Annotated in this window: 18 protein-coding genes; 13 read left to right on the top strand and 5 right to left on the bottom strand. The window is 46.8% G+C overall.

Annotation, left to right across the window (positions count from 1 at the left end; translation table 11 throughout):
- Positions 1 to 173: 173 nt before the first annotated feature.
- The 3 genes from STSP1_RS06305 to STSP1_RS06315 are packed head-to-tail and all read right to left on the bottom strand — an operon-like array spanning position 174 to position 5715.
- Positions 174 to 1943 (bottom strand): NADH-dependent [FeFe] hydrogenase, group A6, encoded by a 1770-nt coding sequence (locus STSP1_RS06305; RefSeq protein WP_085755538.1) that lies wholly within the window; start codon positions 1941 to 1943, stop codon positions 174 to 176.
- 35 nt (positions 1944 to 1978) lie between these two features.
- Positions 1979 to 5182: an NADH-ubiquinone oxidoreductase-F iron-sulfur binding region domain-containing protein gene (locus STSP1_RS12770; RefSeq protein ID WP_118158587.1), complete on the bottom strand. Its 3204-nt coding sequence runs from the start codon at positions 5180 to 5182 to the stop codon at positions 1979 to 1981.
- 11 nt (positions 5183 to 5193) lie between these two features.
- Positions 5194 to 5715 carry an NADH-quinone oxidoreductase subunit NuoE family protein gene (locus STSP1_RS06315; RefSeq protein ID WP_085755539.1) on the bottom strand — a complete coding sequence of 174 codons (522 nt, stop codon included), beginning with the start codon at positions 5713 to 5715 and terminating at the stop codon, positions 5194 to 5196.
- 724 nt (positions 5716 to 6439) lie between these two features.
- Between STSP1_RS06315 and prfB the strand changes: the two genes are divergently transcribed.
- The 4 genes from prfB to STSP1_RS06335 all read left to right on the top strand — a co-directional run bounded on the left by prfB (position 6440) and on the right by STSP1_RS06335 (position 11174).
- Positions 6440 to 7553, top strand: a protein-coding gene (gene prfB / locus STSP1_RS06320) for a peptide chain release factor 2 (RefSeq protein WP_123807002.1) whose coding sequence is annotated in 2 segments (ribosomal slippage) — positions 6440 to 6499 and positions 6501 to 7553 — 1113 coding nt in all. Because the reading frame shifts where the segments join, the coding sequence is not laid out codon by codon here.
- Positions 7554 to 7601: 48 nt separating this feature from the next.
- A complete protein-coding gene (murJ, locus tag STSP1_RS06325; protein WP_085755540.1) occupies positions 7602 to 9194 on the top strand; it encodes a murein biosynthesis integral membrane protein MurJ in 1593 nt (530 codons plus the stop codon).
- Between the two features lie 137 nt (positions 9195 to 9331).
- Positions 9332 to 10297 (top strand): formylglycine-generating enzyme family protein, encoded by a 966-nt coding sequence (locus STSP1_RS06330; protein ID WP_161491641.1) that lies wholly within the window; start codon positions 9332 to 9334, stop codon positions 10295 to 10297.
- Positions 10298 to 10580: 283 nt separating this feature from the next.
- Complete coding sequence (locus STSP1_RS06335) at positions 10581 to 11174, top strand: dockerin type I domain-containing protein (RefSeq protein ID WP_085755542.1); 594 nt, start codon at positions 10581 to 10583, stop codon at positions 11172 to 11174.
- 315 nt (positions 11175 to 11489) lie between these two features.
- Here the strand turns inward: STSP1_RS06335 and STSP1_RS12485 are convergent, their stop codons facing one another.
- Positions 11490 to 11636, bottom strand: a complete 147-nt coding sequence (locus tag STSP1_RS12485; RefSeq protein WP_161491642.1) for a hypothetical protein — start codon at positions 11634 to 11636, stop codon at positions 11490 to 11492.
- Positions 11637 to 11674: 38 nt separating this feature from the next.
- Here STSP1_RS12485 and STSP1_RS06340 point away from each other — a divergent pair, with 38 nt between their 5' ends.
- A complete protein-coding gene (locus tag STSP1_RS06340; RefSeq protein ID WP_085755543.1) occupies positions 11675 to 11944 on the top strand; it encodes a type I restriction-modification system subunit M N-terminal domain-containing protein in 270 nt (89 codons plus the stop codon).
- Between the two features lie 56 nt (positions 11945 to 12000).
- Positions 12001 to 14901, top strand: a complete 2901-nt coding sequence (locus STSP1_RS06345; RefSeq protein ID WP_085755544.1) for a reverse transcriptase domain-containing protein — start codon at positions 12001 to 12003, stop codon at positions 14899 to 14901.
- Positions 14902 to 15071: 170 nt separating this feature from the next.
- Here the strand turns inward: STSP1_RS06345 and STSP1_RS06350 are convergent, their stop codons facing one another.
- Entirely contained in the window at positions 15072 to 16469 is a 1398-nt protein-coding gene (locus STSP1_RS06350; protein ID WP_123807003.1) for a trypsin-like peptidase domain-containing protein, read from the bottom strand.
- Between the two features lie 155 nt (positions 16470 to 16624).
- Between STSP1_RS06350 and STSP1_RS06355 the strand changes: the two genes are divergently transcribed.
- From STSP1_RS06355 to STSP1_RS06385, 7 genes are all read left to right on the top strand, one after another.
- A complete protein-coding gene (locus STSP1_RS06355) occupies positions 16625 to 17290 on the top strand; it encodes an HAD family hydrolase (RefSeq protein ID WP_123807004.1) in 666 nt (221 codons plus the stop codon).
- 293 nt (positions 17291 to 17583) lie between these two features.
- Positions 17584 to 18684 carry a redox-regulated ATPase YchF gene (ychF, locus tag STSP1_RS06360; protein WP_085755547.1) on the top strand — a complete coding sequence of 367 codons (1101 nt, stop codon included), beginning with the start codon at positions 17584 to 17586 and terminating at the stop codon, positions 18682 to 18684.
- Between the two features lie 20 nt (positions 18685 to 18704).
- Complete coding sequence (gene rsmG, locus STSP1_RS06365; protein WP_085755548.1) at positions 18705 to 19418, top strand: 16S rRNA (guanine(527)-N(7))-methyltransferase RsmG; 714 nt, start codon at positions 18705 to 18707, stop codon at positions 19416 to 19418.
- Positions 19419 to 20357: a tyrosine recombinase gene (locus tag STSP1_RS06370; RefSeq protein ID WP_085755549.1), complete on the top strand. Its 939-nt coding sequence runs from the start codon at positions 19419 to 19421 to the stop codon at positions 20355 to 20357.
- A gap of 80 nt (positions 20358 to 20437) precedes the next feature.
- Entirely contained in the window at positions 20438 to 21769 is a 1332-nt protein-coding gene (gene creD / locus STSP1_RS06375; protein WP_085755550.1) for a cell envelope integrity protein CreD, read from the top strand.
- A 77-nt stretch (positions 21770 to 21846) separates the two neighbouring features.
- Complete coding sequence (locus STSP1_RS06380; RefSeq protein WP_085755551.1) at positions 21847 to 23676, top strand: TIGR03960 family B12-binding radical SAM protein; 1830 nt, start codon at positions 21847 to 21849, stop codon at positions 23674 to 23676.
- Entirely contained in the window at positions 23673 to 24680 is a 1008-nt protein-coding gene (locus tag STSP1_RS06385) for a glycosyltransferase family 2 protein (RefSeq protein ID WP_085755552.1), read from the top strand. The genes STSP1_RS06380 and STSP1_RS06385 overlap by 4 nt, the downstream gene beginning before the upstream one ends.
- The last annotated feature ends 11 nt before the right edge of the window (positions 24681 to 24691 follow it).

Below are 24691 nucleotides of genomic sequence, written 5' to 3' on the forward strand. Positions count from 1 at the left end.
AAAGTGCGTTTTCAACCCCGTCAGGGGGGTTGGTCTGTCTCCAAAGATGTGTTATTTTTCAGCTGGCCGCTGTATATTTTCGGAGGTTTTGGGGGCACTGTTTTCAAGACAGGCAGAAAAAAGGGCGCACCAAGCGGTGCGCCCCTTATGCGAATCGGGTGTCTTGTTATTTTCTATTCAACAGGAGATTTTTCGAAATATTCAGTATGCAGCAGATGGTGAGACCTTTCTCCCAGCGGCTGCTTAAGATATTCTGCATAAATCTGCTGGATAAACGGATTCTCGCAGGAATTGCGTATTTCCTTGCCTTCATCTTCTGTAAGGATCGCCTGAATTCTCTTCTGGCGTATGTTATTATCGGTGAATCTCGGCTGTCCGCCGCCGCTGATGCAGCCGCCCGGGCAGGCCATCACTTCAATAAAGTGATACTTGGAAATATCCTTCTCTTTGAGCACCTTCCTCACATTCGCAAGGCTGTGAATAACCATTACATTCAGCTCCGCCCCGTCGAGGAAAGACCACTCTTTAACCGGGTCTTCAATCTTAAGCGAAGCTTCCTTGATTCCTTCAAGGTCCATAATGTTTTTGAGGTGCATTTTATCTGTAGGCAGGTTTCTTCCAGTTACAATCTTATAAGCAGTACGAACTGCTGCTTCCATCACACCGCCGGTGTTTGCGAAGATATCCGCCGCACCGGAAGATTCGGGGAATGGAGAATCCATCTTCTGATCTTCAAGAAGACTGAAAACGATTCCGCTCTGATTGACCATCCTTGCAAGCTCACGGGTGGTAAGCACGTAGTCCACATCAGCGTATCCGCTGTCTGTGAGCTCCTCGCGCTGAGATTCGAATTTCTTTGCAGTGCAAGGCATTACAGATATAACCACCATATTCTCAGGTGCTACACCAATCTTCTCAGCGTAATAGGTTTTAGCAACTGCGCCGAACATCTGCTGTGGAGATTTGCATGTAGAGAGATTCTTTAGAAGCTCCGGGTAATAATGCTCTGCGAAATTGATCCAAGCCGGGCAGCAGCTTGTAAACTGCGGCAGGTCTGCCTGACCGCCATCGCGGAGAACCTTGGTGAGCCTGCTCAAGAGCTCGCTTCCCTCTTCCATAATCGTAAGGTCTGCTGTGAAATTGGTATCGAACACCCCATCAAAGCCCAGCTCCTTCAAAGCTGCAACCATCTTTCCTGTTACGGGAGTGCCGGGTTCGAGCCCGAAAGCCTCTCCAAGAGCAGAACGTATAGCGGGAGCCGTTTGCACTACTACGTATTTCTCAGGGTCGTCTAAAACATCCCAAACTTCCTGAATGTAGTTGCGTTCGGTGATCGCTCCAACCGGGCAAACAGCTGCGCACTGCCCGCACTGAACACAAGTTACATCGGAGAGGGCGTGGTCGAATGCAGGGGCGATCGTTGTATCAAATCCGCGGGACTGCGGCGATATCGCACCTACCGACTCTACTCCCTGACAAACCTCAACGCATCTTCTGCATTTGATACACTTACCCGTATCACGGTATATTGCTGGCGTACTCTCATCGATATGGGAAGGGGTCTTTTCGCCTTCGTATCTGAGCTCTTCAATGCCGAGGTCTCTTGCGAGCTTTTGGAGTTCGCAGTCGTTGTTTCTCTCGCAGGTAGTGCACTCGCCGTTGTGTTCAGAAAGCAGAAGCTCTACAATCATCTTGCGTGATTCACGAACCCGTCTCGTATTGGTTTTTACGTTCATCCCTTCAGCTGCCGGCGTGCTGCATGCAGGCACGAGATTCTTCGCACCCTCCACCTCCACAACGCAAACCCTGCAAAGCCCGCGGGGCTTGAGGTTCTCGAGGTAGCAGAGCGTAGGGATGTATATATCGCAGGTCTTTGCCGCTTCGAGGATGGTTGCCCCATCCTGCACCTGAATATCTTTATCGTTTATCTTTAGTGATATCATAAATTCACCTTTCTATTTGCTTTTATCGATAAGCATTACTCAACACCAGCCTGCATCTTAGCAGCAGGACACTTATATTTGCCGTAATCACATCTGAGGCACCTCTGAGCCTGCCTTACGGCCTCAGCCTTATCCCATGGCTGCTCCACCTCAGCGAAGCTGTTGACTCTTCTTTCAATTGAAAGCAGCTCCATTTTCTTGCGAGGATAGCTCTTCGGCTCTTCGTCGGGGTCGAAGTATGTATCCACAGGCTCATCCTCTCGCCAGAAAGCGTGATTGGCGCCGGTGAGATATTCATCAATGCCCACAGCTGCCTTCTCGCCTTCGCCGATAGCCTCTACCACTGAAGCAGCTCCCATTGCAGCATCGCCGCCGCAGAAGAGCCAGTTGATTGAGGTTTGAGCGTTTTGGTGGCCTGCACTGATCTTGCTCTTGCCGTTGAGCCGGAGCTTCTCATTGCCCACTTCAACGAAATATTCGTAGCCTGTTTCGCCCTGAGGGTTAATCACTTTACCGAAAATCGGTTCAAGGTTCATCGTCTGGCCTACAGCAAAGATAACCTGATCTGCCTCAAGCGTGAATTCCTCGCCGCTTGCTACGGGCTTCTTCCTGCCGGAGGCGTCGTAGTCTCCCAACTTCATCTTCTTGCACTTAAGCCCTGAAACTTTGCCGTCTTCTGTATTGATTCTGTCTGGGGAGGCGAGCTCAATTATCCGCACTCCTTCCTGCTGGGCTTCTTCGATCTCTTCTGCATAAGCAGGCATCTCAGACTGCGTTCTGCGGTAAACCACAGTAACATTAGCCCCGAGCCTCACGGCGGTGCGGGCTGCATCGATAGCTGAGTTTCCTCCGCCAATGATTGCAACTTCTTTGCCCGCTTCCACGGAGCCTTTCATATTGTATTCTCTGAGGAAATCCAGGGCCTCAGTAACGCCTTCGGCATCGCTGCCGGCCATATTGAGCATAACGCCGTCCGGCTGACCGATTGCCAGATAAACAGCCTCGTAGCCCTGCTCTCTGAGCTCCTGAAGCGTAAAATCTTTGCCTAATGTTTTGCCTGTAACGAGTTTAACGCCCATTCCCTGAATCATTCTGTATTCACGGGCAATTATCTCCTTGGGCAGGCGGTATTCCGGAATAGCCTGAACAAGCATTCCGCCCGGCCTTGAACGTGATTCGAAAACCGTGGGCTTATAGCCGAGCCTTGCAAGGAAATATGCGCAGGAGAAACCCGAAGGTCCTGCCCCGATTACTGCAATCTTTCGTTTTGCGTTCTCATCATTCTCTTGAACCTCTGGGATCTGAGCAACGATTTCCTGATCAACCATAAAGCGTTTAACGCCTCTTATCGACACAGGCTCGTCGAGCGATGTCCTTCTGCACTTATCCTCGCAGGTGTGGAAGCATACCCTCGCACAAACTGCTGCAAACGGATTGCGTTCTCTATGCAGCCTGAGGGCTTCTGCGTATCGCTCCTCGCCCACAAGAGAAACAAATCCCGGGATGTTCACGCCCGCCGGACATGCGCTCTTGCAAGGAGCGAGAACCATATCCGGGCAAACGCCCGCCGGGCAGTGCTTATCGACAATGTGAGCCTCGTATTCATCGCGGAAATGACGGACAGTTGAAAGCACGGGGTTTGGTGCTGTCTGTCCGAGACCGCAGAGGGCTGTATCTCTGATTTTCTCGCCGAGGACTTCAAGCCTTTCTATATCGCCCGGCTCGCCTTGGCCTGAACATATCTTATCGAGGATCTCAAGCATACGTTTCGTTCCAACACGGCACGGAATACACTTCCCGCAGGATTCTTCCTGAACAAACTCAAGGAAGAAACGTGCGACATCCACCATACACGTATCTTCATCCATCACAACAAGACCGCCTGAGCCCATTACAGCTCCAAGCTTATTGAGCGATTCGTAATCCAGAGGAACGTTCAAATGCTGAAGCGGAACGCAGCCGCCTGAAGGCCCGCCAATCTGCGCTGCCTTGAAGGCCTTGCCGTTCGGGATTCCCCCGCCGATATCATAGATAAGATCGCCGAGCGTTGTACCTATTGGAACTTCCACAAGCCCTGAGTTTCTTATAGCGCCTGCCAGAGCGAAAACCTTCGTCCCGCGGCTTTTTTCTGTGCCGAAAGAAGCAAACCACTTCCCGCCTTTGGCCACAATCGCAGCAACGTTTGCGTATGTTTCAACATTATTCAGGAGAGTTGGCTTATCCCATAGCCCCTTCTGGGCGGGGAATGGAGGTCTCGGCCTCGGCTCGCCTCTCTTGCCTTCGATAGAAGCCATCAGGGCTGTTTCCTCGCCGCAGACAAATGCGCCGGAGCCTTTTCTTATCTCGAGATCGAAGCTGAAATCTGTGCCGAGTATATTCTCGCCAAGAAGGCCTGCTTTGTAACACTTTTCTATTGATTCGCTGAGCCTTTCGATAGCGAGAGGATATTCAGCACGAACATAAACAAAGCCCCGCTGGGCTCCTATAGTGTATGCTGCGATAGACATACCTTCGATGAGGCTGTACGGGTCTCCTTCGAGAACGCTTCTGTCCATAAACGCCCCCGGGTCTCCCTCGTCTGCATTGCATACAACGTATTTAACCTCGCCCGGGCTCTTCTTTGTGAATGTCCATTTCATATGGGTGGGAAAACCTGCCCCGCCTCTGCCTCTGAGTCCGGAATCCTTGAGCTGTTCTATAACATCATCGCGGCTCATTCCTGCAAGAACTGAAGCCAGCCCGTCAAACCCGCCAACTGAAATTGAAGCTTCGAGGTCTGTAGGGGTGATTAGGCCGCAGTTGCGAAGGGCGATTTTTGTCTGCTTTTTGAAAAACTCAATATCCAGCTTTGATGCAGCGGGCTTATCTGTTTTTTCATCTCTCCAGCAGAGCCTTTCAATTGGTCTGCCCTGCATAATATGGCTCTGCACAATCTCCTCAGCATCATCCGGCTGAACCTGGACGTAGAACGTTTTGTCTCTGCCCATAAGCAGTACAGGCCCTGCAGCACATGGCCCCATACAGCCTGTTTCCACTACCTGAACCTTTTCGCTGAGCCCTTTTGCCTGAAGCTGAGTTCTCAGCTCGTCTCTCAGCTTCAATGCCCCTGAGGCAATGCAGCCGCCGCCGGTACATATGAAAACCTTTTCAGTATCGCCGGGCTGGGAGCTGCTGTCTTTGAGCTGTTCTCTTATCTTATTGAAATCTTCAAGAGAATTGAATTTTTTAATCTCATCCATAATCATTATCCTCACTGCTCGCTTTCATCGTTTTTGTATTCTGAAAGTATCTCATCAATCTTGCATGCACGCACCCTCTGATAAACCTGATCGTCTATCATAATAACAGGAGCCAGCCCGCAGGCACCGAAACATCTGCCTATATCCAGCGAGAAGAGCCGGTCTTCTGTTGTTTCGCCTACGCTTATGCCAAGGGCTTTCTTGAAGCCTTCCAGAAGCTCTTTGCCGCCGCGGACATAGCAGGCCGTCCCAAGGCATACACGGATAAGATGTTTGCCGCGGGGAACTGTTGAGAAAAATGAATAGAAGTTAACCACGCCGGCAACTTCACTGTATGGAATGTCTAACTTGAGGCTTACCTTCTTCAAAGCACCTTCAGGGAGATACCCGAAGAGCTCCTGAGTTTCCTGAAGCACCGGAATCAAAGCTCCGTCTTCATCCTTGAGCCTGTCGATGATTTGATCAAGCTGGGGATAGAGCTCCTTCTCAGCCTGTTCAAGACTGCATCCGTTTGCACATTCAACTTCACACATAGATTCTCCTTGTTGAAACTTAAGTTCAATATTTCCCGCAATTTCCGCATTTTCAGCCGAAAATTGCGATTGACGAAAAAATTATTATAACTCTGCGGACGGGGATGATTTAATGCCGGAAAGATGTTTGCTCAGTATGCCGCAGAAGAAAATTGAAAACGAAATATAGATTTTGCCCGTTTGGGCAAGTTGTTTCAAAAAGGAGGCGCAGAAGTTTTCTGGCCGGTAGTAGAGTGCTGAAAGTTTTTCAGCTTGCCGCCGGCAGGAAAATGCAGGAAGCGTTTGATTAATGCTCCCAATAGTTTTTTTCCCGCTTATCAAGCGCAAAATTACACCAATTACAAAAAAATTAAAGTTTACCCTTTTTGCAAGGGTCGATACAGATTATAACATAAAAAGCCCTGAGGTCTAAAAGAAAATGTTACGAAAAGTATTTTTTATAAACTTTTAATTATTTTTTTGGCCTCAAACAGGACAATTATTATTTTTAAGCTTCTAATAATGTTACTTATAAGCAAATCCAATGTTCTTGTATGTAACAAATCACAATAAACCCCCGCTTTAATGCACTGCATAGCTATTTTAATGTTCACTGCTTCACAAAATAAAGACAAAACTTCAACCCCTGCCACAGGAAATGGTGTCTTTCGGTGTTTGCAAAATCGGTGAAATTTGCTATAAAGGGGCGTTCTACTTTAAGATTATAATATTACGCAGAGAATATATGGAAAGAATTGAAATCAAAGAGGCGATTGCCGACTTGGAGGCGCGAATACTAAAAGTTCGCGACTGGCTTTAACCTCCCTGAAAAACAGGACAGAAAAAACGAGCTTGAAAAGCAGATGAGCTCGCCGGACTTCTGGGATGAACAGGAGAAGGCGCAGAAAACCGTCTCGGAACTCAGCTCCTTGAAAAGCGTCGTGGAGCCTGTAAGCTCTGCGATACAGGAAATCACTGATCTGAAAGATATATTCGAGCTTGCAGAGGCAGAAGATGATGATTCAACGGTAGCGTCAATCGAATCGGATGTGAAACGTATGCAGGCTGAATGCGAGAAGATTGAGCTGGCAGGCACTTTGAACGGCCCAAACGACACCAACAACTGCTTTCTCGGGATTCACGCTGGCGCCGGCGGGACAGAAAGCTGCGATTGGGCTGGGATGCTTCTGCGTATGTACACCCGCTACTTCGAAAACAACGGCTATAAATACGAAGAACTCGACAGCACCCCGGGCGAAGAGGCTGGAATCCGCTCTGTGATGCTTAAGGTGAGCGGGCCGTTTGCATTTGGGAAGCTTTCCTGCGAGGCCGGGGTTCATCGGCTGGTGAGAATAAGCCCTTTCGACTCACAAAACAGAAGGCATACAAGCTTTTCGGCTGTGGATGTAACTCCGGAGGCGGGAGATGATATCGATATTGAGATAAACGAATCTGATATACGAGTGGACTACTACCGCGCCAGCGGAGCGGGCGGTCAGCACGTAAACAAGACCAGCTCAGCAGTGCGGATCACCCATCAGCCTACGGGAATCGTTGTGCAGTGTCAGAACGACAGGAGCCAGCACAAAAACAAGGCCGAGGCAATGAAGATGCTCAAGGCCAAACTATATATGCTCGAACAGCAGAAACGCGACAAAGAAATCGCAGAGCTCTACGGCAACAAAGGCGAAATCGCCTGGGGCAACCAAATACGAAGCTACGTGCTCCAGCCATATCAGATGGTGAAAGACCACCGCACAGACACCCAGACGGGCAACGTGCAGGCAGTGCTCGACGGCGATATAGAGCGGTTTATAGAAAGCTATCTAAGATTCCGTGCGGAGAAGAAGAATAAGTAGGCCGTGAGCTGCTTTAATGCTTAAGGCGTAATTTTATACCGGCAGAAGATGTTCAAAGGATTCAGGCAGATTGTTTCTTTTACTATGCTCAGCAGGGTGCTTGGTATGGTACGGGACATCTGCTACAGCCACTTCTTCGGCGCAACCGCCCTTGGGGATGCCTGGATAATCTCGTTCCGCATACCGAATCTTGCAAGGCGTGTGTTCGGCGAAGGGGCGGCGGTATCTTCTTTCATACCCGTTTATTCTGAAGAGCTTGAACACAACCCCGAGGCCGCCCGAAAACTGGCCAACACAATCACCACAGCAGTGTTCACAATTCTCGCTGGAGCGGTGTTAGCAGGCTGGGCGATTCTCCTTGGGGCAGGAATATTTTCAGAACTGACAGCCGACGGGAAGCTCATAATCCAGCTCACCTCAATTATGCTCCCCTACGCTGCGGTTATCTGTACCGTTGCAATTATGGCGGGGATTCTAAACGTGCACGGACACTTCGCAGCCCCTGCGGCAGCTCCTGTAATACTCAATGCGTTCATCATCTCTGCAATACTGATTTCAGGCTGGGCGATGGGTATGCCGCCCAGGGCTCAGGCGTTCACCGCTGCATTCTGCGTGCTGATTGCAGGCGCCGTGCAGACAGCGATGCAGATTACCGTGCTAAGAAGGCTCGGAGTTCGCCTCAGGCCGGAGCTGCATCTGAAGATGAAGGCTGCGCGGAAGGTGATGCTGCTTATGGCGCCGATGATTCTCGGGGCAACTGTAACCCAGATCAACACGCTCAGCGATGAGCTGATTGCGTGGTTTTTTTCCGGCTCGGAAGCCAAAGGCAGCGAGCTTATGCTCTTCGGGCGAATTGCTGAATACCCGCTATGGAGGGGAAGCGTTATGCATCTTTACCTCTCGCAGAGGCTTTATCAGCTTCCTTTAGGCGTATTCGGGATCTCACTCGCCACAGCGATTTTTCCCGTGCTGAGCCGGGCGGCCGCAAGGCTGGAAACCGACAAGATGATGGCCTCGCTCTCAGGCGGGATTAAAATGGCGGTGTTCGCTGCACTGCCCTGCTCGCTCGGGCTGGTTGTTGTTGCAGAGCCGCTGATAAGGCTGCTTTTCGAGAACGGGAGCGAATTTACCGCAGGCGATACAGCCCAGTCTGCCGGAGTGCTGTACGGATATGCGATCGGCATTACAGGCTTCTTCCTCCAGCAGATTCTGATAAAGGCTTTTTATGCTGTGGGCGATTCAAAGCTGCCCGCCAAAACGGCCTGCTGGGCTGTGGGGATAAATGTGGTGCTGAATCTTACTCTAATCTGGATCGCAGGGGCGGCAGGCCTCGCCCTTTCTACGGCAATTTGCAGTTATGTGCAGGTGGCTGTTATGCTGTTTGTGCTGAGGAAGAGATACGGCGGATTTGATTCCGGCTTCAGGCCGTTCCTTGTGAAATCACTTATCGCTGCCGGGCTGATGTTTGCCGCTGGAATAGCTGTTAATTATTTCCTCGCCGGCATGGATAAAACTGCCGCTTTCGATGCAATAAGAATAGCCGCTGCTGTGGCAGTATGCGCGGGAGTTTATGCCGGCTTCTCAAAGCTCGCCTCAAATGAAGGCCTAAATATGGTTCTCAAACGCAATCTGCCGGATTGAGGAAATTTTTCAAAAATTTTTTAAGATAATACCAAAATCTTCTTGAATATTTGATAAAATATTGTATATGTATTAAATGAAACTATAATTGTTAAAGGTTCATGTGTAAATGTTTGTATTTAATTGAAAGAGTTATTATGAGTTTTTGGCGTTTTTCAGTAATGGAATTGCTGGCTGTTGCAGTTTCTTTTTCAATGGCTGGCTACGTAACTACAGACACCTTCGGCGAAGGAGCAAATCAGTTTTCGGTGGACTTTGTTAGTATCTCGGGCGATGCAAGCTCTGCTAACGGTACTGTTATCAGCCAATACGATCCAGGGGTAGATGGCTACAAGACTTTCACTGATCCCGGGACTGAGTACCGTATCGGCCAGTATGAAATAAGCTACGACCAGTGGAGCAAATTTATAAATGAAGACGGTACTCCTTACGGTACGCCGACCAACGCTTACGGAAACGACTCAGATACAACTGGTTCTCAACCAGTAAACAAGATCAGCTGGCTTGAGGCTGCCCAGTTCGTTAATTACCTAAATACAAGCAAAGGCTATCAGGCCGCATATAATTTCACAGGAGATAAAGGTACAGATAACTACGCCATATCTACTTGGACTCAGGCAGAAGCCGCCGGCGGAACAAACCTCTACCGCCATAAAGACGCACACTACTTCCTACCTACAGAAGATGAATGGGTTAAAGCGGCATACTGGAACGGCTCCGGGCTTCAGACTTATGCAACACCCGACGGCACTAAGCCGGAAATTTCTGTTGATTCTAACTACGATAAACCAAATGATGGGGCTCTCTGGCTTGTTGATGATGGCAGTATTGAACTGAACGATACTTACAATATGATGGGGAATGTCTTTGAATGGGTTGAATCTTCGTTTAAAGGAGACTATCTTGCAGATTCCAAAAGAGCACTAAGAGGAAATGCCTACCAATACCCTGAAGTTTGGCTTGAACTAACTCAAAGACATAATGCTACTATTGACATAGAAGATACTACTTTTGGATTCAGAGTTGCCTCTGTCCCTGAGCCGTGCAGTATAATGCTTTTCTCTCTCGGCGGACTGCTTGTCAGACGGAAGATAGCTGGCTGATTTGCCTTTAGAGTTTTACTTTCAGTAAAACAAAAATAGATTTCATTTAAACAGGAATTTTCCATAACAATTCCTGTTTTTTAAACTTGTTTTTCCTGCCTGATAATCATAACATATATTTTCAAGAGCTAATACGCAAATCTGTCTAACTGTTTGCGAGGGAAAAATTAGTCAGAAATGAAAAAATTTTTTGAATTTTTTCTTAATTTTTCCTTGCATATTAACGTAATAACACTTAATATAACGTTATGGAAAACGTTACTCTAAGTGAAAGGGGCACAAAATGAAAACCAAGGCGTTATTTATGAACCTGACAGCATTTTCAATTATATGTATAATGCTGCCCCAAATTTCCAAAGCCGCCTCTCCAGGATGGGAAAACCCGCAGGGGCTTGATTACTCAATGTGCATTTATGCAAAAGTTTTCGATCAGCAGGGCAGCGAAATGGCAGTTGCTCCGGAATCGGCTATTTCTGCTTGGACATCAGAGGGTACATTGGCCGGCTGCACGTCAGAGCCGGTGGATTCGCCCGCAGGGACAATTTTTACTTTTCAGGTGTTTCACGAACTTTCGATGGCAGAAAATCTAACTGTGAAGGTTTACGACAGCGAGCTTGATGAGGTGTTTGAAACGGAATACATCTTTGATTTCGCTGCCGGCACCACTCTGGGAGATGTGGTGAACCCTGTTGTGGTTGTGGCAAAAGCAAATTATAAAACCGGAGATTTCAACGAAGACGGGTTTGTAGATTTGCTTGACCTTGCTGTAATGCAGTCTGAATGGCTCTCTGAAACGAGCCTGCAGAGCGACATAAACTCTGACAGCAAAGTAAACATTCAGGATTTCCAGCTTTTCTCTAAGGAATTCGATAATTAAATAATCACGCTGTTCTTCAGTGAGTAAAAAAACTCCCAAGCGGGCAGCGGAAAATGACAATACTCTATTCAGGCCATATATAACATAAACCCAGAGATATGCACCTGAAGAACTTACTCCGAAATCCCCGAAATGATAATTTCAGGGGCAATGGTAACATAAATTCAGGCAAAAGGCAGAAAATTGCTCACAGCCCCTCACGGACTCTCGGTGGTGAATAGCCGGCAGCCCGTGGAAACCAGTGCTGGTCGGTTCAGGCAAAAAGCCATTGATACACAGCAGTGTCTGCCCCGCCAATTGAACAGCTCACGTCTATTATCTCCCGCTTTCGATCTTCATTGATTCGTTGAGCAGAATCCTCATAGTTTCCGCAAATCCATCTTCAATTAACAGTTTCATTAGCGATTCGAATATGTTACTATACTTGCGGCGGGTCATTTTTATCGTAAAATCCTTTATCAAACATTAAAAATCCGTTGTTATGTGGAGATCCCAAACAGATGGCCGATAAACAGGGAAAAGCGAATTTTATCTGGAAAATTGCAGATGATATCCTGAGAGGCTCATTCAAAGCCCATGAGTATGGAGATGTTATACTGCCTTTCGTGGTTCTTAGAAGGCTGGACTGCGTTCTTGAGCCTACAAAAGATAAGGTTATAGAGACTTACAATCAGTTTAAAGATAAAAATCTGCCTGATATTTCAGGTATTCTCCTGAACTCAACTATAAACGAAAAATCCCCTAAGGGGCTGAATTTTTATAATACTTAAATATGCTAATAAAAGAATGAAATAAATTTAGTAAAGTTTTTGAAGGTGGTTTATAGATGCTAAATAGAGAAAAGATTGAGTTAGCCTATAAAATATTAAAACATGAAGTATATTATGACAAAAACGATTTAATGCTTAGATGTAAGCTTGCAGAGTTCGAAAACCAAAAAGACTTCCCCAATTTTTGGGAAAATATAATAAATATCTTTAAAAAATTCCAGTACTCCAATGAAAACACCACAATTACCAAATATTTAGAGAGTATTGATTTTGTAATTATCCCTAAATCCTTTGACGGTTCTAAAAACAATTCTGAGCATGATAAGCCAAACTATTTAACCAACATTAGCACCAAAGAAAAATATATAATAGACAAAGTTAATTATCATATTAAAGCTCCAGTTGAGCTGCATATTATTTCAACTTTATGGTGTATGTATGCAGGTGTATTACTTGATAAAGAGTTTTCTGATAAGTGCTATGGCTACAGAATCAATCCTAATTTATATTGCGACAATAATGAAACAGGTAATCTATTTAAATTTTACCCTGAACAATACAGTGGTTGGAGAGATAACGGCTTAAAAAAAGCAAAAAAACTTTTAAACTCAAAAGAAGATGTAGCCATCTTAGCACTAGATATTGAACAATTTTATTATTCTATTGAATTCAATTTTGACAAATTAAAGAATTGTCTGAATGACAAACGTAACGATAAGGATTCTAAAGATGAAGATATTAGTATTGCAATTAAATTAACGGAAATTATTGAAGTTATATGCAAAAGATACAATTCCAAAATAAAGCATCTAAAAGAACTCACTCACCCTTGTACTTCGAATAACACTCTTCCTCTTGGAATGAACTTTTCACCTATTCTCGCAAATTGGTTTATTAGTGATTTTGACAAAGCAATTGAGAAAAAAATTAATCCTGAATATTACGGCCGCTATGTTGATGATATGTTAATAGTGCTGGCTAATCCAACTATCAATGAAAAAGATTCTTTCAAAAGCTTCGTCCATGATTATTTTATTAAAACGGATATATTAGCTGAAAAGGACTCTAAATACGTCTTTAAGGATAATCACAACCTTCGAATTAATGATAAGAAAGTTCTTTTGCAACACTTTAGTAAGGATCATTCCCAAGCAAGCCTTGAAAAATTTGTAAATAAAATAAAACAAAACAGCAGTGAATTCAGATATCTCCCTGAGGATGACATTGACGAAAAATTTGATGAGGTGGCGTATGATTTACTTTATAAGGGCTCACCTAATAAATTATCAAATGTTATTGGTATTACCGAAAACAAATATGAAATGGCGAAATTCCTGGGATGTAAAATTTCACTACTTATCCACTCTCACCATAAGCCCGATTTTCAAAGCAATTCTGAATTGTTGTTTTTTTTCTCAGGAAAAACAGGATTGGAATATTTTTCTTTATGGGAAAGATGCTTAACGTATTTGATTGTAAGCAAATCATATAAAAACGCTGAAACCCTCATCAATAATTTAATTAAAAGTGTCGAAAAAGTAACTTATATAAATGACAGTCTTGAAAATGCGAGAATCTCAGAACAACTAAAAACCTTTTTCAATAATCATATAGTTTATTCTATAGTAATACCTTTGGCATTAAAGAATTATATCCCTGAGTATGTGCAGAAAACCCTTTACAAAATATTTGATGAGCAGCGTATTTTAAGAAATGTCAAAGATATTCGAAAAGCTAATCTTATTCGCCATAATTACATTTCATTGCCTTTGACCAACTATACTGACTATAAAAATGACTATACCGAATTTAACATTCTTAATGTTTCAAAGTGTAAATTTAAAGACAAAAAAATAGCTTTATCCCCTCGTTTTATACACATGGATGAATTTTTAATTTATAGTTATTATACAAACCCTACCGAAGTAGAACCAGACAAATTACTTGAGAAATATAATAAAATAGTAGGCCAATTTCTTCAGCCAACTAATTATGGCGATTTATCTTGCAAGATAGAGAACCGTTATTGTGGTAAAAATGATAAAGAGAAATGTCCGAAAGATGGCTCATTTTGGGATATAAAAGTTAACAAGGAAAAGCAAAAATTTAAGGAAAAAATTAAAGTTGGGATTGTTAACCTTAAAGTAAAAGATTCTGACATTGAGGCATCTTATAAAAACAAACCAGCAATTTCTATAGCAAGACATCAAGAATTGAATGCGACTCTTAACCTTGCAACTAGGGAGAATTGCGATTTACTGATAATGCCTGAATTATCGGTCCCATTTCGTTGGTTTCAAGACTTAATTTACTATTCCAAAAAAAGGCAAATTGGTCTTATATTAGGTTTAGAATATTTTGTAGATAAAGGATATGCCTATAATTATTTAGCAACAATATTGCCATATATTGACTCCAAAAAAAGAAAATATTGCTATCCAAACTTGAGACTCAAAAAACATTATGCTTACAAAGAAACTGAATTATTAAAAGGGAATCGTTTAAATATTCCACCGGTGGAAAATGAAAGCTATTCAAAGTTTGAATGGCAAGGTCTTCATTTTTGTTCATATAACTGTTTTGAATTAGCAGATATTCATCACCGCTCAATGTTTAAATCAATGGTTGATTTAGTAGTGGCCTGTGAATATAACAAAGATGTTTCGTATTTCTCGAATATTGCAGAATCAGTTTCAAGAGACCTGCATTGCTATTATATTCAAGTCAATAGTTCAAATTACGGAGACTCAAGAATAGTAAGCCCTTCTAAAAAAGACTTTATGGATGTTGTAAAGGTTAAAGGTGGAGAAAACACTACTATATTGACGGCTACTCTGGATATTAAAGCGCTAAGAGAACACCAACATAAAACATATTCATTACAAAAAAATTCTGAGTTTGGGTTTAAACCAACTCCACCAAATTATGATGTTGATATTCTTGAAAAAAGGAGGTAAAAAAGTTTACTGCCTAATTGCAAAAATACTACTATTAAAAATGTCCATATCTCTTCCGGAAGAAGCGGCAGTTACAAGCTAAAAAGGCAAAGTTAACAAGATAACTAAATAAACTTAATCACCAAGAGAAGCCCCGATTGAGGCTTCTCTCAGCGGTTTTAGATTCGTTTTCAGATAGCCAGTTTTTCGGATACGCCGGCGGATGGGTCTGCCTTCACCTCGGCGATATACTGCCGTGAGATCTGGCGATTCCCGAACAGGGCGATTCTGAGGATGTGCATTTCCACGGTCTGGCCGGAGCTGATCTCTTCCATTGCGAGCGAGAATTCCTTCATATTGGTAACCGGCGTACCATCTATCTGCAGCACAATATCACCTTTTTTGAGCCCGGCCTTTGCGGCGTTTCCCTCGGGGCTTAGATCTTCGATAATCATAACGGGGTATTCGCTCTGGAAGCCGAAATTTTGTGCAATTTTGCTGTCCAGCTCTGAGATTTCCATCTGGAAAAACCGCTCAGCGAGCTTTCCGCCGTCTGGGATTGGCCTTGGCTGGAGGCTCAGCTCCACTGCATACTGAGCAGCGGTGTCTCTGCGGACGCAGGTAAGCCGGATTTTCTCGCCGATATCCTTATTCATCATCTTCACATAGAAATCGATAAATCCGCTCACCTTCTTATCGTCTATTTCGGTGATAATATCGCCCTGCTGAACGCCCTTCTTCGAAGCGGGGCTGTCTTCAAACACCTTATCCACCTTCAGGCCGCTTTTATCCTTGAGGCAGCCCATTCTCCCAATCACGAGCCCCATCTTCACGCGTCTCATATTCTCCGGCAGGAGCATATCGGCCAGCCCGCCGGCCACAGTGTCCACTGGAATCGCAAATCCGATATTCTGAGCCTCGGCCCTGATTGCGGTAGTAACGCCGATGAGCTCTCCGTTTATGTTCAGTACAGGCCCGCCGGAATTGCCCGGGTTAATGGCGGCGGATGTCTGGATAAGGCCGCGCAGCCAAAAGCCCTCTCGAACCTTGATGTTCCTGCCCTTAGCGCTGACAATCCCCTCAGTAACCGAGCTTGAGAACCCGAACGGATTGCCAACTGCTATCACAGTTTCGCCTATCATTAAATCGCAGCTCTCGCCCATCTTTATGGCCTTGAACGTCTCTTCCTCGGATTGTATCTTCAGAAAGGCGATGTCTTTCTTTTCGTCGGCGCTGATGATCTCTGCCTCGTATTCCTTGCCGTCGGCGAATGTGAGCATCACCTTTTCCTGCCCCTTCACCACGTGGGCATTTGTAACAACGTATCCATCCTGATGCACCACAAATCCGCTGCCGAGGTCGTGCTTTTTCTCTTCGTATTCCCGCGGGGCAAACCTCGGGCCGAAGAAATCGAAAATATCGCCCGAGCCCCTGCGCGGCCTGGCAACGGTATGAAAGCCTGAGATATTGACAATCGAATCCTTAGCGGATTTATACGCCTCAACCACCGGCGTTACGCGGTCGTAGTTTTCTGCCGTGCAAACTGCTGCCAGCATAACTGCGCAGAGCGTTATTACCTTAATCTTCATTGCTTTGCTCCTTTGTTTTTTAATCAACAGCTTTCTTGACTTTACTTCTCTCAGCGATACTTTATTGCAGTACTTTTTTCCGGCCTGATTTGTTCCCGCCGGCAAGGCAGCGGCTGAGCTGCACTGATTATAACATTTTGCTAAAGAGAATAAATATGCAATACGATACAGTACTCTTCGACCTCGACGGAACGCTTATTGACACCGTAGAAGACCTCGGAGACACGATGAACAAAGCTTTGGAGCAATTCGGCTTTGCCCAGATCACTTATGAGCAGTGCCGTGTTATGCTCGGGATTGGGCTGAGGCATTTCTGCGAATCCGCCCTGCCTGAGGGCAAAAAGGGTATGGTGGATGAGGTGATGGAGGTTTTCCGCAAGATCTACAACGATAATTTCTGTGAGAAAACAAAGCCGTATGATGGGATCCCGGAGCTGCTGAGCTGGCTCAAAGAGCGGGGATTCAAACTGGCAGTTATCACGAATAAGAATGAAGATATATCGTCTGTGATAGTGGAGAAGATATTCGGAAACAATGTTTTCGGCGCTGTGCGAGGGGCAAAAGACGGGATAGGCTGCAAGCCCCAGCCCGGGCCAGCGCTGGGAGTGTTGGAGAGGCTGGGCTCAGAGCCAGCGAAAACGCTCTTCGTTGGCGACGGCGAGACGGATGTGGAAACTGCGAAAAACTGCGGCTGCCGGGGGGTTTGGGTGAAGTGGGGATTCAGAGAGCTTGAAGAGCTCGGAGAACACAAGCCAGACGATATTATCTCCCGCCCCGAGGAGCTGAAAGAGATAATCGAGCGGAACAAGCGGATAGATTAACTCGCCCGATTCAAGCAGCCCGCCGAAGGCGGATTCATGCGTAGCTCGGTTTAAAGATTAGTTTCGTGAAACCGCTGAGTAATACTAACGACAATCAGAGCCGCACGTGGAGTCCGCCGCAGGCGGAGAACAAGCGGACAGATTCGGCATTAAAAAGCTTTGCCTAAAAATATTGTCGCGCACTACAAACTTGTATCGTAATCATTTCGCTTGAGCGGAGAAATGTTTATAATATAATGCCTGCTTCACACGAAAATGTTATCGAATTGTACAGAATTTAACAGAGAAAGTTTATGTCCTTAAGCATAGGTATTGTAGGTCTGCCGAACGTAGGCAAGAGCACATTATTCAACGCCCTGACAAAGGCGCAGAACGCAGAATCACAGAACTATCCGTTCTGCACGATCGAGCCGAACAAGGCGATTGTGCCGGTGCCGGATAAACGCCTCTACAAGCTGGCAGAGCTTGTGAGCCCCAAGAAGGTTACGCCTGCAACGATAGAGTTTGTCGATATTGCCGGCCTTGTGGAAGGGGCGAGCAAGGGCGAGGGACTTGGGAACAAGTTTCTCGGGAACATCCGCCAGACCTCCGCTATTGTGCATGTTGTGCGGTGCTTCAAGGATGAGAATGTTGTGCACGTTTCCGCTGAGCCGAACCCGAAGCGGGACGTTGAAACGATAGAAACAGAGCTTGCGCTAGCGGATTTGGAGCAGCTTGAAAGAAAGATCGAAAGGCTTGAAAAACAGGTTAAGGCGGATAAAAAACTCGCTTCCACTCTCACTCTTGCCGGCAGGCTCAAAGAGCATCTTGAAGAGGGCAGGCCCGTAAATTCATTCGAGCAGGCCGATTCTGAGGCGTTTGAGAACTTCGTTCAGGAGATGGGCTTTATAACTGCCAAAACGGTTATTTTTGCTGCGAATGTGGATGAGCAGGGTCTCACAGAAGACAACGAATACGCTAAGGCTCTCGGCGAGATCGCTGAAAACCGCGGCGCAGAGCTAGTGAAGATATGCGCAAAGCTTGAGGAGGATATGGTGGATATGACAGACGAGGAGAGGGGCGAATTTCTCGAGTCTGCGGGAGTGGAAGAAAGCGGGCTTGAAAAGGTAATCCACCACGGTTTTGATGCGCTAGGCCTTATGAGCTACTTCACAGCAGGCCCGAAAGAGGTTCGGGCATGGACCATCAAAAAGGGCTGGACAGCCCCTCAGGCAGCGGGCGTGATTCATACCGATTTCGAGAGAGGCTTTATCAGGGCGGAGGTTATCCCGTACGAGGATTATATTCACTTCGGCAGCGAAAATGCGGCTAAGGAGGCTGGGAAAATGGCCGCAAAAGGCAAAGCCTACGTGGTAAACGACGGGGATGTTGTGAACTTCCTCTTCAACGTATAACTTTTTTGGGAAATCAGGAAATGGGACAAACCCGGCTCGAATCTCTCAGCGATGAGCAGCGAGAAAAGCTTGATCTATTTGCAAGGCTTTTGATTGAGCATAATGAAAGACTCAATCTTACCAGAATCATAGAGCCTGAAGAGATCAAAACGAAACATTTTGAGGATTCTCTCGCCCCGCTGGAGATGTTCATAGACTACCAAAACAATACCGACAGGCTCCCCTCGCTTGCCGATATCGGCTCGGGCGGAGGCTTCCCCGGGCTCGTTCTCGCGGCAGTTTTGCCGGAATGGCATATTGTGAGCATTGAGGCTACGGGCAAAAAGGCCGATTTCCAGCAGCTCGTGGTGGAAGAATTGCAGCTTATGAATGCCGAGGTGATAAACGACCGAGCAGAAACGCTCTCCCAAGAGCCGGAATACAGAGAAACATTCGACTTCGCCCTGAACAGGGCTGTGGGAACTGTTTCGCTTGTTGCCGAGATCACAGGGGGGCTTGTGCGAAGGGGAGGCTATTTTCTCTCTTACAAGGGGCCGAAAGTGGATGATGAGCTCAAAACAGGCGCCGAAGCGCTGAAGCTTATGGGATTCGCCAGGCCCGAGCAGATCCCGTATAAGACCTCCGGAGAGGAGGCGGCAGACCTGAGGATCTTGCGGGCGAAAAAGATAAAATCCACCCCGAGGAAGTATCCGAGGGAGTTTAAGTATATAAAGAAAAGGCATCTGGGGATGTAGATGAAGGATGTGCAGCTTAGCAATACCCTCAAGAAGATAAGCTCTCTTGCAATGGGCAGCGAGGCATACGAGTTTTTGAATATGCTGATTGTGGAAGCGGGGCTTTCGAAGGAAACCGTCAAATCATATGGCAAAGACCTCAGAGGCTTCCTCGAATATTGCGGCGATAAGCGAATAACAAGCCCTGCAGACCTCAGCATTGAAACTGTTTCAGGATACCTCCGGATGCAGATTGAATCCGGCCTCAGCCCCGCCACAGCAGCACGCTCAGCAGCAGCGATACGCACATTCATAAAATACCTCATCAGCAGTCGCTTGCTCGATAACGATTTCACAATCCTCATCGAAACCCCGCAGAGACCAGAGAATCTGCCCGAGGTTTACAGCATTGAACAGATCATCAAACTGCTGAATTCGCCGGATATCGAAAGGGATAAATTCTTCTACCGCGACAAGGCAATCCTCGAGATCCTCTACGCCTCCGGAATGAGGGCAAGCGAGCTTTCAGGGCTCAAAACAAAGGATATAAACTTCCGCCTGGGTTATCTCAGATGCATTGGCAAGGGCAGTAAAGAGCGGCTTGTACCCTTGGCAAACTCCTCAATTTCCCATATCAGAAACTACCTTGAACGGGAAAGGCCTGTAATGGAAAAGCCCGAAGGCGGTGCGAATCTCTTTCTCTCCCGCCTTGGAAATCCGCTGGACAGGACAAATATATGGAGAATCGTTAAAGGATATGCAGCGAGGGCAGGAATCCCAAACTTCACTACCCACAGCTTCCGTCATTCCTTCGCTACCCACCTGCTCGGAGGCGGGGCAGACCTCAGAAGCGTGCAGGAGATGCTGGGACACTCCAGCGTTACTACAACCCAGATCTATACACACCTGCAGGAAAACCAGCTTCTCGAAACGCATAAAAAACACCACCCAAGAGGGTAGAGTAAAATTTTTTTTGGGGAATTGCGGTTAGTATAGTATAATTTTACTGAGTTTAATACTAAAATCAGTGAGTGAAAAAAATGAAAAAAACCAACGTTCCCAGTGCATGGAATACCACATACTCAATCATCAAATTTGCTGCGATAATAATTACCCTTCTCTTGTTTCTGATTCCACTTGGTATGTTCGACGGCATTATGCGCAGCCGGCGAAGCCGCTGCGAGGAGGTGAAAAGGGAGATAAGCGAGAAGTGGAGCGGAGGCGCTCAAACGATTACAGGCCCCGTGATTATCCTGCCCTATCAGGAGCGGGAGATTGTTCCGAAATACGATAAGACCGGCACAGAAACCGGCAGCACAGTAAAAACTGCAAACGGAAAGATTGCAGTGCTTCCCGAAACGCTCAATATTCAGGCAGGAGCCGATGCGCATGTGAGGTATCGAAGCATATATGAGGCAGTGGTTTACAATTCTCAGATCAGCATCTCGGGCAGGTTTGTGCTCCCGGAAGCCGATCAGCTCAAAATAAGCGAGGAAAACGTTACAGTAGGCAAGCCGGAGCTGGCACTATTCGTAAACAGCACGAAATCTTTTTCTGAAAACGTTAAGGCAGAGATAAACGGCAATTCAAAGGTGCTCCGGAGAGGAGCAACACAGATAAAAACATTCCCTCAGGGCGATCTGTACTGCTTTATAAATCAGAAGCTCGGGGATGAGGTGCAGTTTAACATAGATTTGAACGTTAAAGGTGCGGGCAGCCTTTCATTCGCCCCGCTGGGCAATGAAACGAGTGTTGAGCTGGAATCTTCATGGCCGAATCCAAGCTTTACAGGGCAGTTCCTCCCTAAATCGAGGAAGATAAGCGATTCGGGCTTCTCTGCGGAGTGGCAGGTGCTCGGGCTGAACCGCGAATACCCTCAGATATGGAACAACCGCGACTACAGAATCGGCGAATCTTTCTTCGGCGTCGAATTCTTCAACAGCCTGAATGTGTATCATAAGTATGAGCGTACGGCAAAGTATGCAATTCTTTTCGTGATATTCACGTTTATTGCGATGTTCCTGATTGAATCTGCCTGCGATTTCAGCTTCCAGTACTTCCATTACCTGCTTGTGGGAGCCGCCTCAACGCTTTTCTACATAATCCTTCTTGCAACCAGCGAGCATCTCAGCTACGCCCCTGCCTTCCTGATTTCCGCCGCAGCTATGACAATTCTGAATTCGGCATACTGCTGGGCGATATCCAAAAAGGGCAAGGCGGCCTTGTCGATGTTTATAACCCTCGGCCTGCTCTACGGATTCTGGTATCTCGTTCTAAACCTACAGGATACAGCGCTTCTGGTTTGCTCGTGGGGGCTGTTTATTATTCTAGCTGCGATTATGTTCATCACCCGAAAGAGCAGGATATTCTAAAATCTTACCAAGATTGGCGTGCCCTCTTCTCGAATAAATCTTTGCCTGCCCGGGTTTTGTAAATATAATCCGGCTTTATGGAAAACAAACAAAAGACAAACCAGCAAAGGATTCAGCACGAGCTCCTCCCGATAGTGGAAAAGCCCGGCAGATATATCGGCGGAGAGGTTAATTCCTGCAGAAAGGATTTTGATGCCTGCGATATACGCTTCGGGATATGCTTTCCCGATACATACGAAATCGGCATGAGCAATACGGGAGTTTCGCTTATCTACGAACTTGTAAACCGGCTTGAATGGGCGGGCTGTGAGCGATTCTTCACCCCTTGGACAGATGCGATTGAAGCAATGCGTGAAAAGGGGATTGAGCTTTTCTCTCTGGAAAGTAAAACTGCTGCAAAAGATTTCCATATGCTCGGTTTTTCCATAACAACAGAGCTCTGCCATACGAATATCCTCGCAATGCTCGACCTTGCCGGCCTTGAGCTGCGAAGCGAAAACAGAAATGAACAAGACCCTGTAATCCTCGGCGGCGGGCAGATTGCAAACTGCTGCGAGCCTGTGGCGGATTTCTTCGATATATTTCTCCTTGGAGACTGCGAAGACGCCCTGCCCGAGCTGCTTGAGCTTTTGAGAAAATTCAAGGCAGAAGGCAGGGGCAAAAAGGAGTTTCTCCTTGAAGCTGGAAGAATGTTTAGCTGGGCGTATGTGCCGAGATTCTATGAGCCATCTGAAGACAGCAGCGTTCGGCCTGTAAAAAGCGGGCTGCCCGAACGGGTTGAGAATGCCGCAGTGAAGGATTTCGAGAATGCCTGCATACCCGAAAAGCCGATAGTTCCGTTTGTTGAGGCAGTTCATGAGAGGGTGAGCGTGGAGATTATGCGGGGCTGCCCAAATGCTTGCAGGTTTTGCCAGGCGAATTTCACAAAGCGCCCTGTAAGGCTTAGAAGCGTAGAAAGGATATTCAATGCGGCCGTAGAAAGCTATGAGGCAACAGGCTTTGACACCGTTTCCCTGCTGAGCCTTTCAACAGCAGACTACCCGCAGCTAAAAGAGCTTGCAGAGAGGCTCAATGAATATTTCGCCCCGCGGAAGGTGGGCATTTCTCTGCCGAGCCTTCGCGTGGAAAAGCAGCTTGAGCTGATTCCAGCTCTTGGGGCATCGGTTCGCAAAAGCGGGCTTACTATCGCTGTGGAGGCGGCAAGCGAGCATCTGCGGGAGCTTATCAACAAACCGATTACCAATGAAAAGCTCTTCGCCGGCCTTGAAGAGGCCTACAAAGCGGGCTATCAGCGAGTGAAGCTGTATTTTATGGCCGGCTTCCCGGGCGAGACAGAGCAAGATCTGCGGGAAATTGCAGACCTCGCAGGCGAGCTGAGCAGGATGGCAAAGGAGATTACAGGCCGGCCGGCAGCCGTGAATGCTGCGGTAAGCTGGCTTGTGCCAAAGCCGCATACGCCTTTCCAATGGCAGGGACAGAAGAGCGGGGAGTATTTCGAAAATGCAAAGCAAATTATTCTCCAGAGAAAAAAAGAGCTCGGCTTAGGCCGCAAGGTTTCTTTCAAATTCCACGATATACGCCAGAGCATCCTTGAAACAGCGCTTGCGCGGGGCTCAAGGGAGCTTTGCGGGGTAATAGAAGATGTTTACCGCTCAGGCGGGATGTTCGATCTCTGGCACGAAAAATTCGATTTCGATAAATGGGAAGAGAAGTTCGCCAAAAGAGGCATTGACTACAGACAGATTGCTCAAAAGGATTACAGCCTTGATTCGATTCTGCCGTGGCAGCATCTTGGAGGCCCCGATAAAGAGCTGCTCCTGCGGCACTGGGAAAAGGCTTTAGAAATTATCGGCAGAGAAAGGCAGCCAGAGAGACAGCCTTCCTTGCATACTGCTGAGAAAGGATGAAGAAAGTGCGCGATGATTATCCAATAGAGCTTAGCGTTGTTTCGCCTATGTACAACGAAGAGGGGGTGATTGAAGAGAGCGTTCGAGGGCTTGCCGAGGCGATTGCAAAGCTGGGAGTGAGCTGGGAGCTGATTTTAGTTAATGACGGCAGCACCGACAATACCGCCGCCATAATAGAGCAGACCGCAGGGGAAGATGAGCGTATTCAGGTAGTAAGCTATAAACGCAATCGCGGCAGAGGTTATGCCCTTCGTTCGGGCTTCAATGCCAGCAGAGGCAAATACGTTATCACAACCGAATCAGACCTCACTTGGGGCAAAGAAATAATCGAAAAGCTATACAATGAGCTCATCGAGAGCGTGGCGGATATAGTGATAGCGTCGCCTTACGCAAAGGGCGGAAGGCTGGAGAACGTGCCCGCAAAGCGTGCACTGCTGAGCAGAATGGGCAATGAAATCCTCAAACGCACAGTACCAGCTCCAATTTCTATGCTCAGCGGCATGACACGCGGCTACAAGGGCGATATTATCCGCAGCCTCCCCTTGGAGCAGGACAGGAAAGAGATTCATCTCGAGATTGTTTCAAAATGCGTTATGCTCGGGCTTGAGTTCAGCGAGGTGCCGGCGGTGCTGAAATGGCAGAAGGCGGAGAAATCCGGCCCGAAGCGGAAATCCAAATTCAAGGCGGGAAAGCTGATAAAAAGCCATCTGCTTTTCAGTATGTTCGAGGCGCCGGCGATGCTCTTTGGAACGCTCGGCTTCGCCCTTCTGATAGTCGGAGCGGTTTTCGGGCTTCATCTGGCAGCTGAATACTTCATCAGGGACGAGGTAATCGGAGACAGGATCATTTTCATACTCGTAACCATATTCCTGCTCAGCAGCGGCTTTACTATGTTCCTCTTCTGCTTCTTCGCCTACCAGATCAAAACCCTCCAGGCTGAGCTTTTCAAAACCCAGCTCCTGCTCCACAAAAAATGCAGCAGGGAAAAAACAGGGGATATCTAATAATTGACTGG

Origin of the sequence: Sedimentisphaera salicampi (assembly GCF_002117005.1) — a bacterium.
In the GTDB taxonomy this organism is placed as follows: domain Bacteria; phylum Planctomycetota; class Phycisphaerae; order Sedimentisphaerales; family Sedimentisphaeraceae; genus Sedimentisphaera; species Sedimentisphaera salicampi.

Excerpts from the sequence above, each read along its gene's own strand:
- STSP1_RS06305 (WP_085755538.1), bottom strand. The coding sequence starts at position 1,943 with ATGATATCACTAAAGATAAACGATAAAGATATTCAGGTGCAGGATGGG.
- STSP1_RS12770 (WP_118158587.1), bottom strand. The coding sequence starts at position 5,182 with ATGGATGAGATTAAAAAATTCAATTCTCTTGAAGATTTCAATAAGATA.
- STSP1_RS06315 (WP_085755539.1), bottom strand. The coding sequence starts at position 5,715 with ATGTGTGAAGTTGAATGTGCAAACGGATGCAGTCTTGAACAGGCTGAG.
- murJ (WP_085755540.1), top strand. The coding sequence starts at position 7,602 with ATGTTCAAAGGATTCAGGCAGATTGTTTCTTTTACTATGCTCAGCAGG.
- STSP1_RS06330 (WP_161491641.1), top strand. The coding sequence starts at position 9,332 with ATGAGTTTTTGGCGTTTTTCAGTAATGGAATTGCTGGCTGTTGCAGTT.
- STSP1_RS06335 (WP_085755542.1), top strand. The coding sequence starts at position 10,581 with ATGAAAACCAAGGCGTTATTTATGAACCTGACAGCATTTTCAATTATA.
- STSP1_RS06340 (WP_085755543.1), top strand. The coding sequence starts at position 11,675 with ATGGCCGATAAACAGGGAAAAGCGAATTTTATCTGGAAAATTGCAGAT.
- STSP1_RS06345 (WP_085755544.1), top strand. The coding sequence starts at position 12,001 with ATGCTAAATAGAGAAAAGATTGAGTTAGCCTATAAAATATTAAAACAT.
- STSP1_RS06350 (WP_123807003.1), bottom strand. The coding sequence starts at position 16,469 with ATGAAGATTAAGGTAATAACGCTCTGCGCAGTTATGCTGGCAGCAGTT.
- STSP1_RS06355 (WP_123807004.1), top strand. The coding sequence starts at position 16,625 with ATGCAATACGATACAGTACTCTTCGACCTCGACGGAACGCTTATTGAC.
- ychF (WP_085755547.1), top strand. The coding sequence starts at position 17,584 with ATGTCCTTAAGCATAGGTATTGTAGGTCTGCCGAACGTAGGCAAGAGC.
- rsmG (WP_085755548.1), top strand. The coding sequence starts at position 18,705 with ATGGGACAAACCCGGCTCGAATCTCTCAGCGATGAGCAGCGAGAAAAG.
- STSP1_RS06370 (WP_085755549.1), top strand. The coding sequence starts at position 19,419 with ATGAAGGATGTGCAGCTTAGCAATACCCTCAAGAAGATAAGCTCTCTT.
- creD (WP_085755550.1), top strand. The coding sequence starts at position 20,438 with ATGAAAAAAACCAACGTTCCCAGTGCATGGAATACCACATACTCAATC.
- STSP1_RS06380 (WP_085755551.1), top strand. The coding sequence starts at position 21,847 with ATGGAAAACAAACAAAAGACAAACCAGCAAAGGATTCAGCACGAGCTC.
- STSP1_RS06385 (WP_085755552.1), top strand. The coding sequence starts at position 23,673 with ATGAAGAAAGTGCGCGATGATTATCCAATAGAGCTTAGCGTTGTTTCG.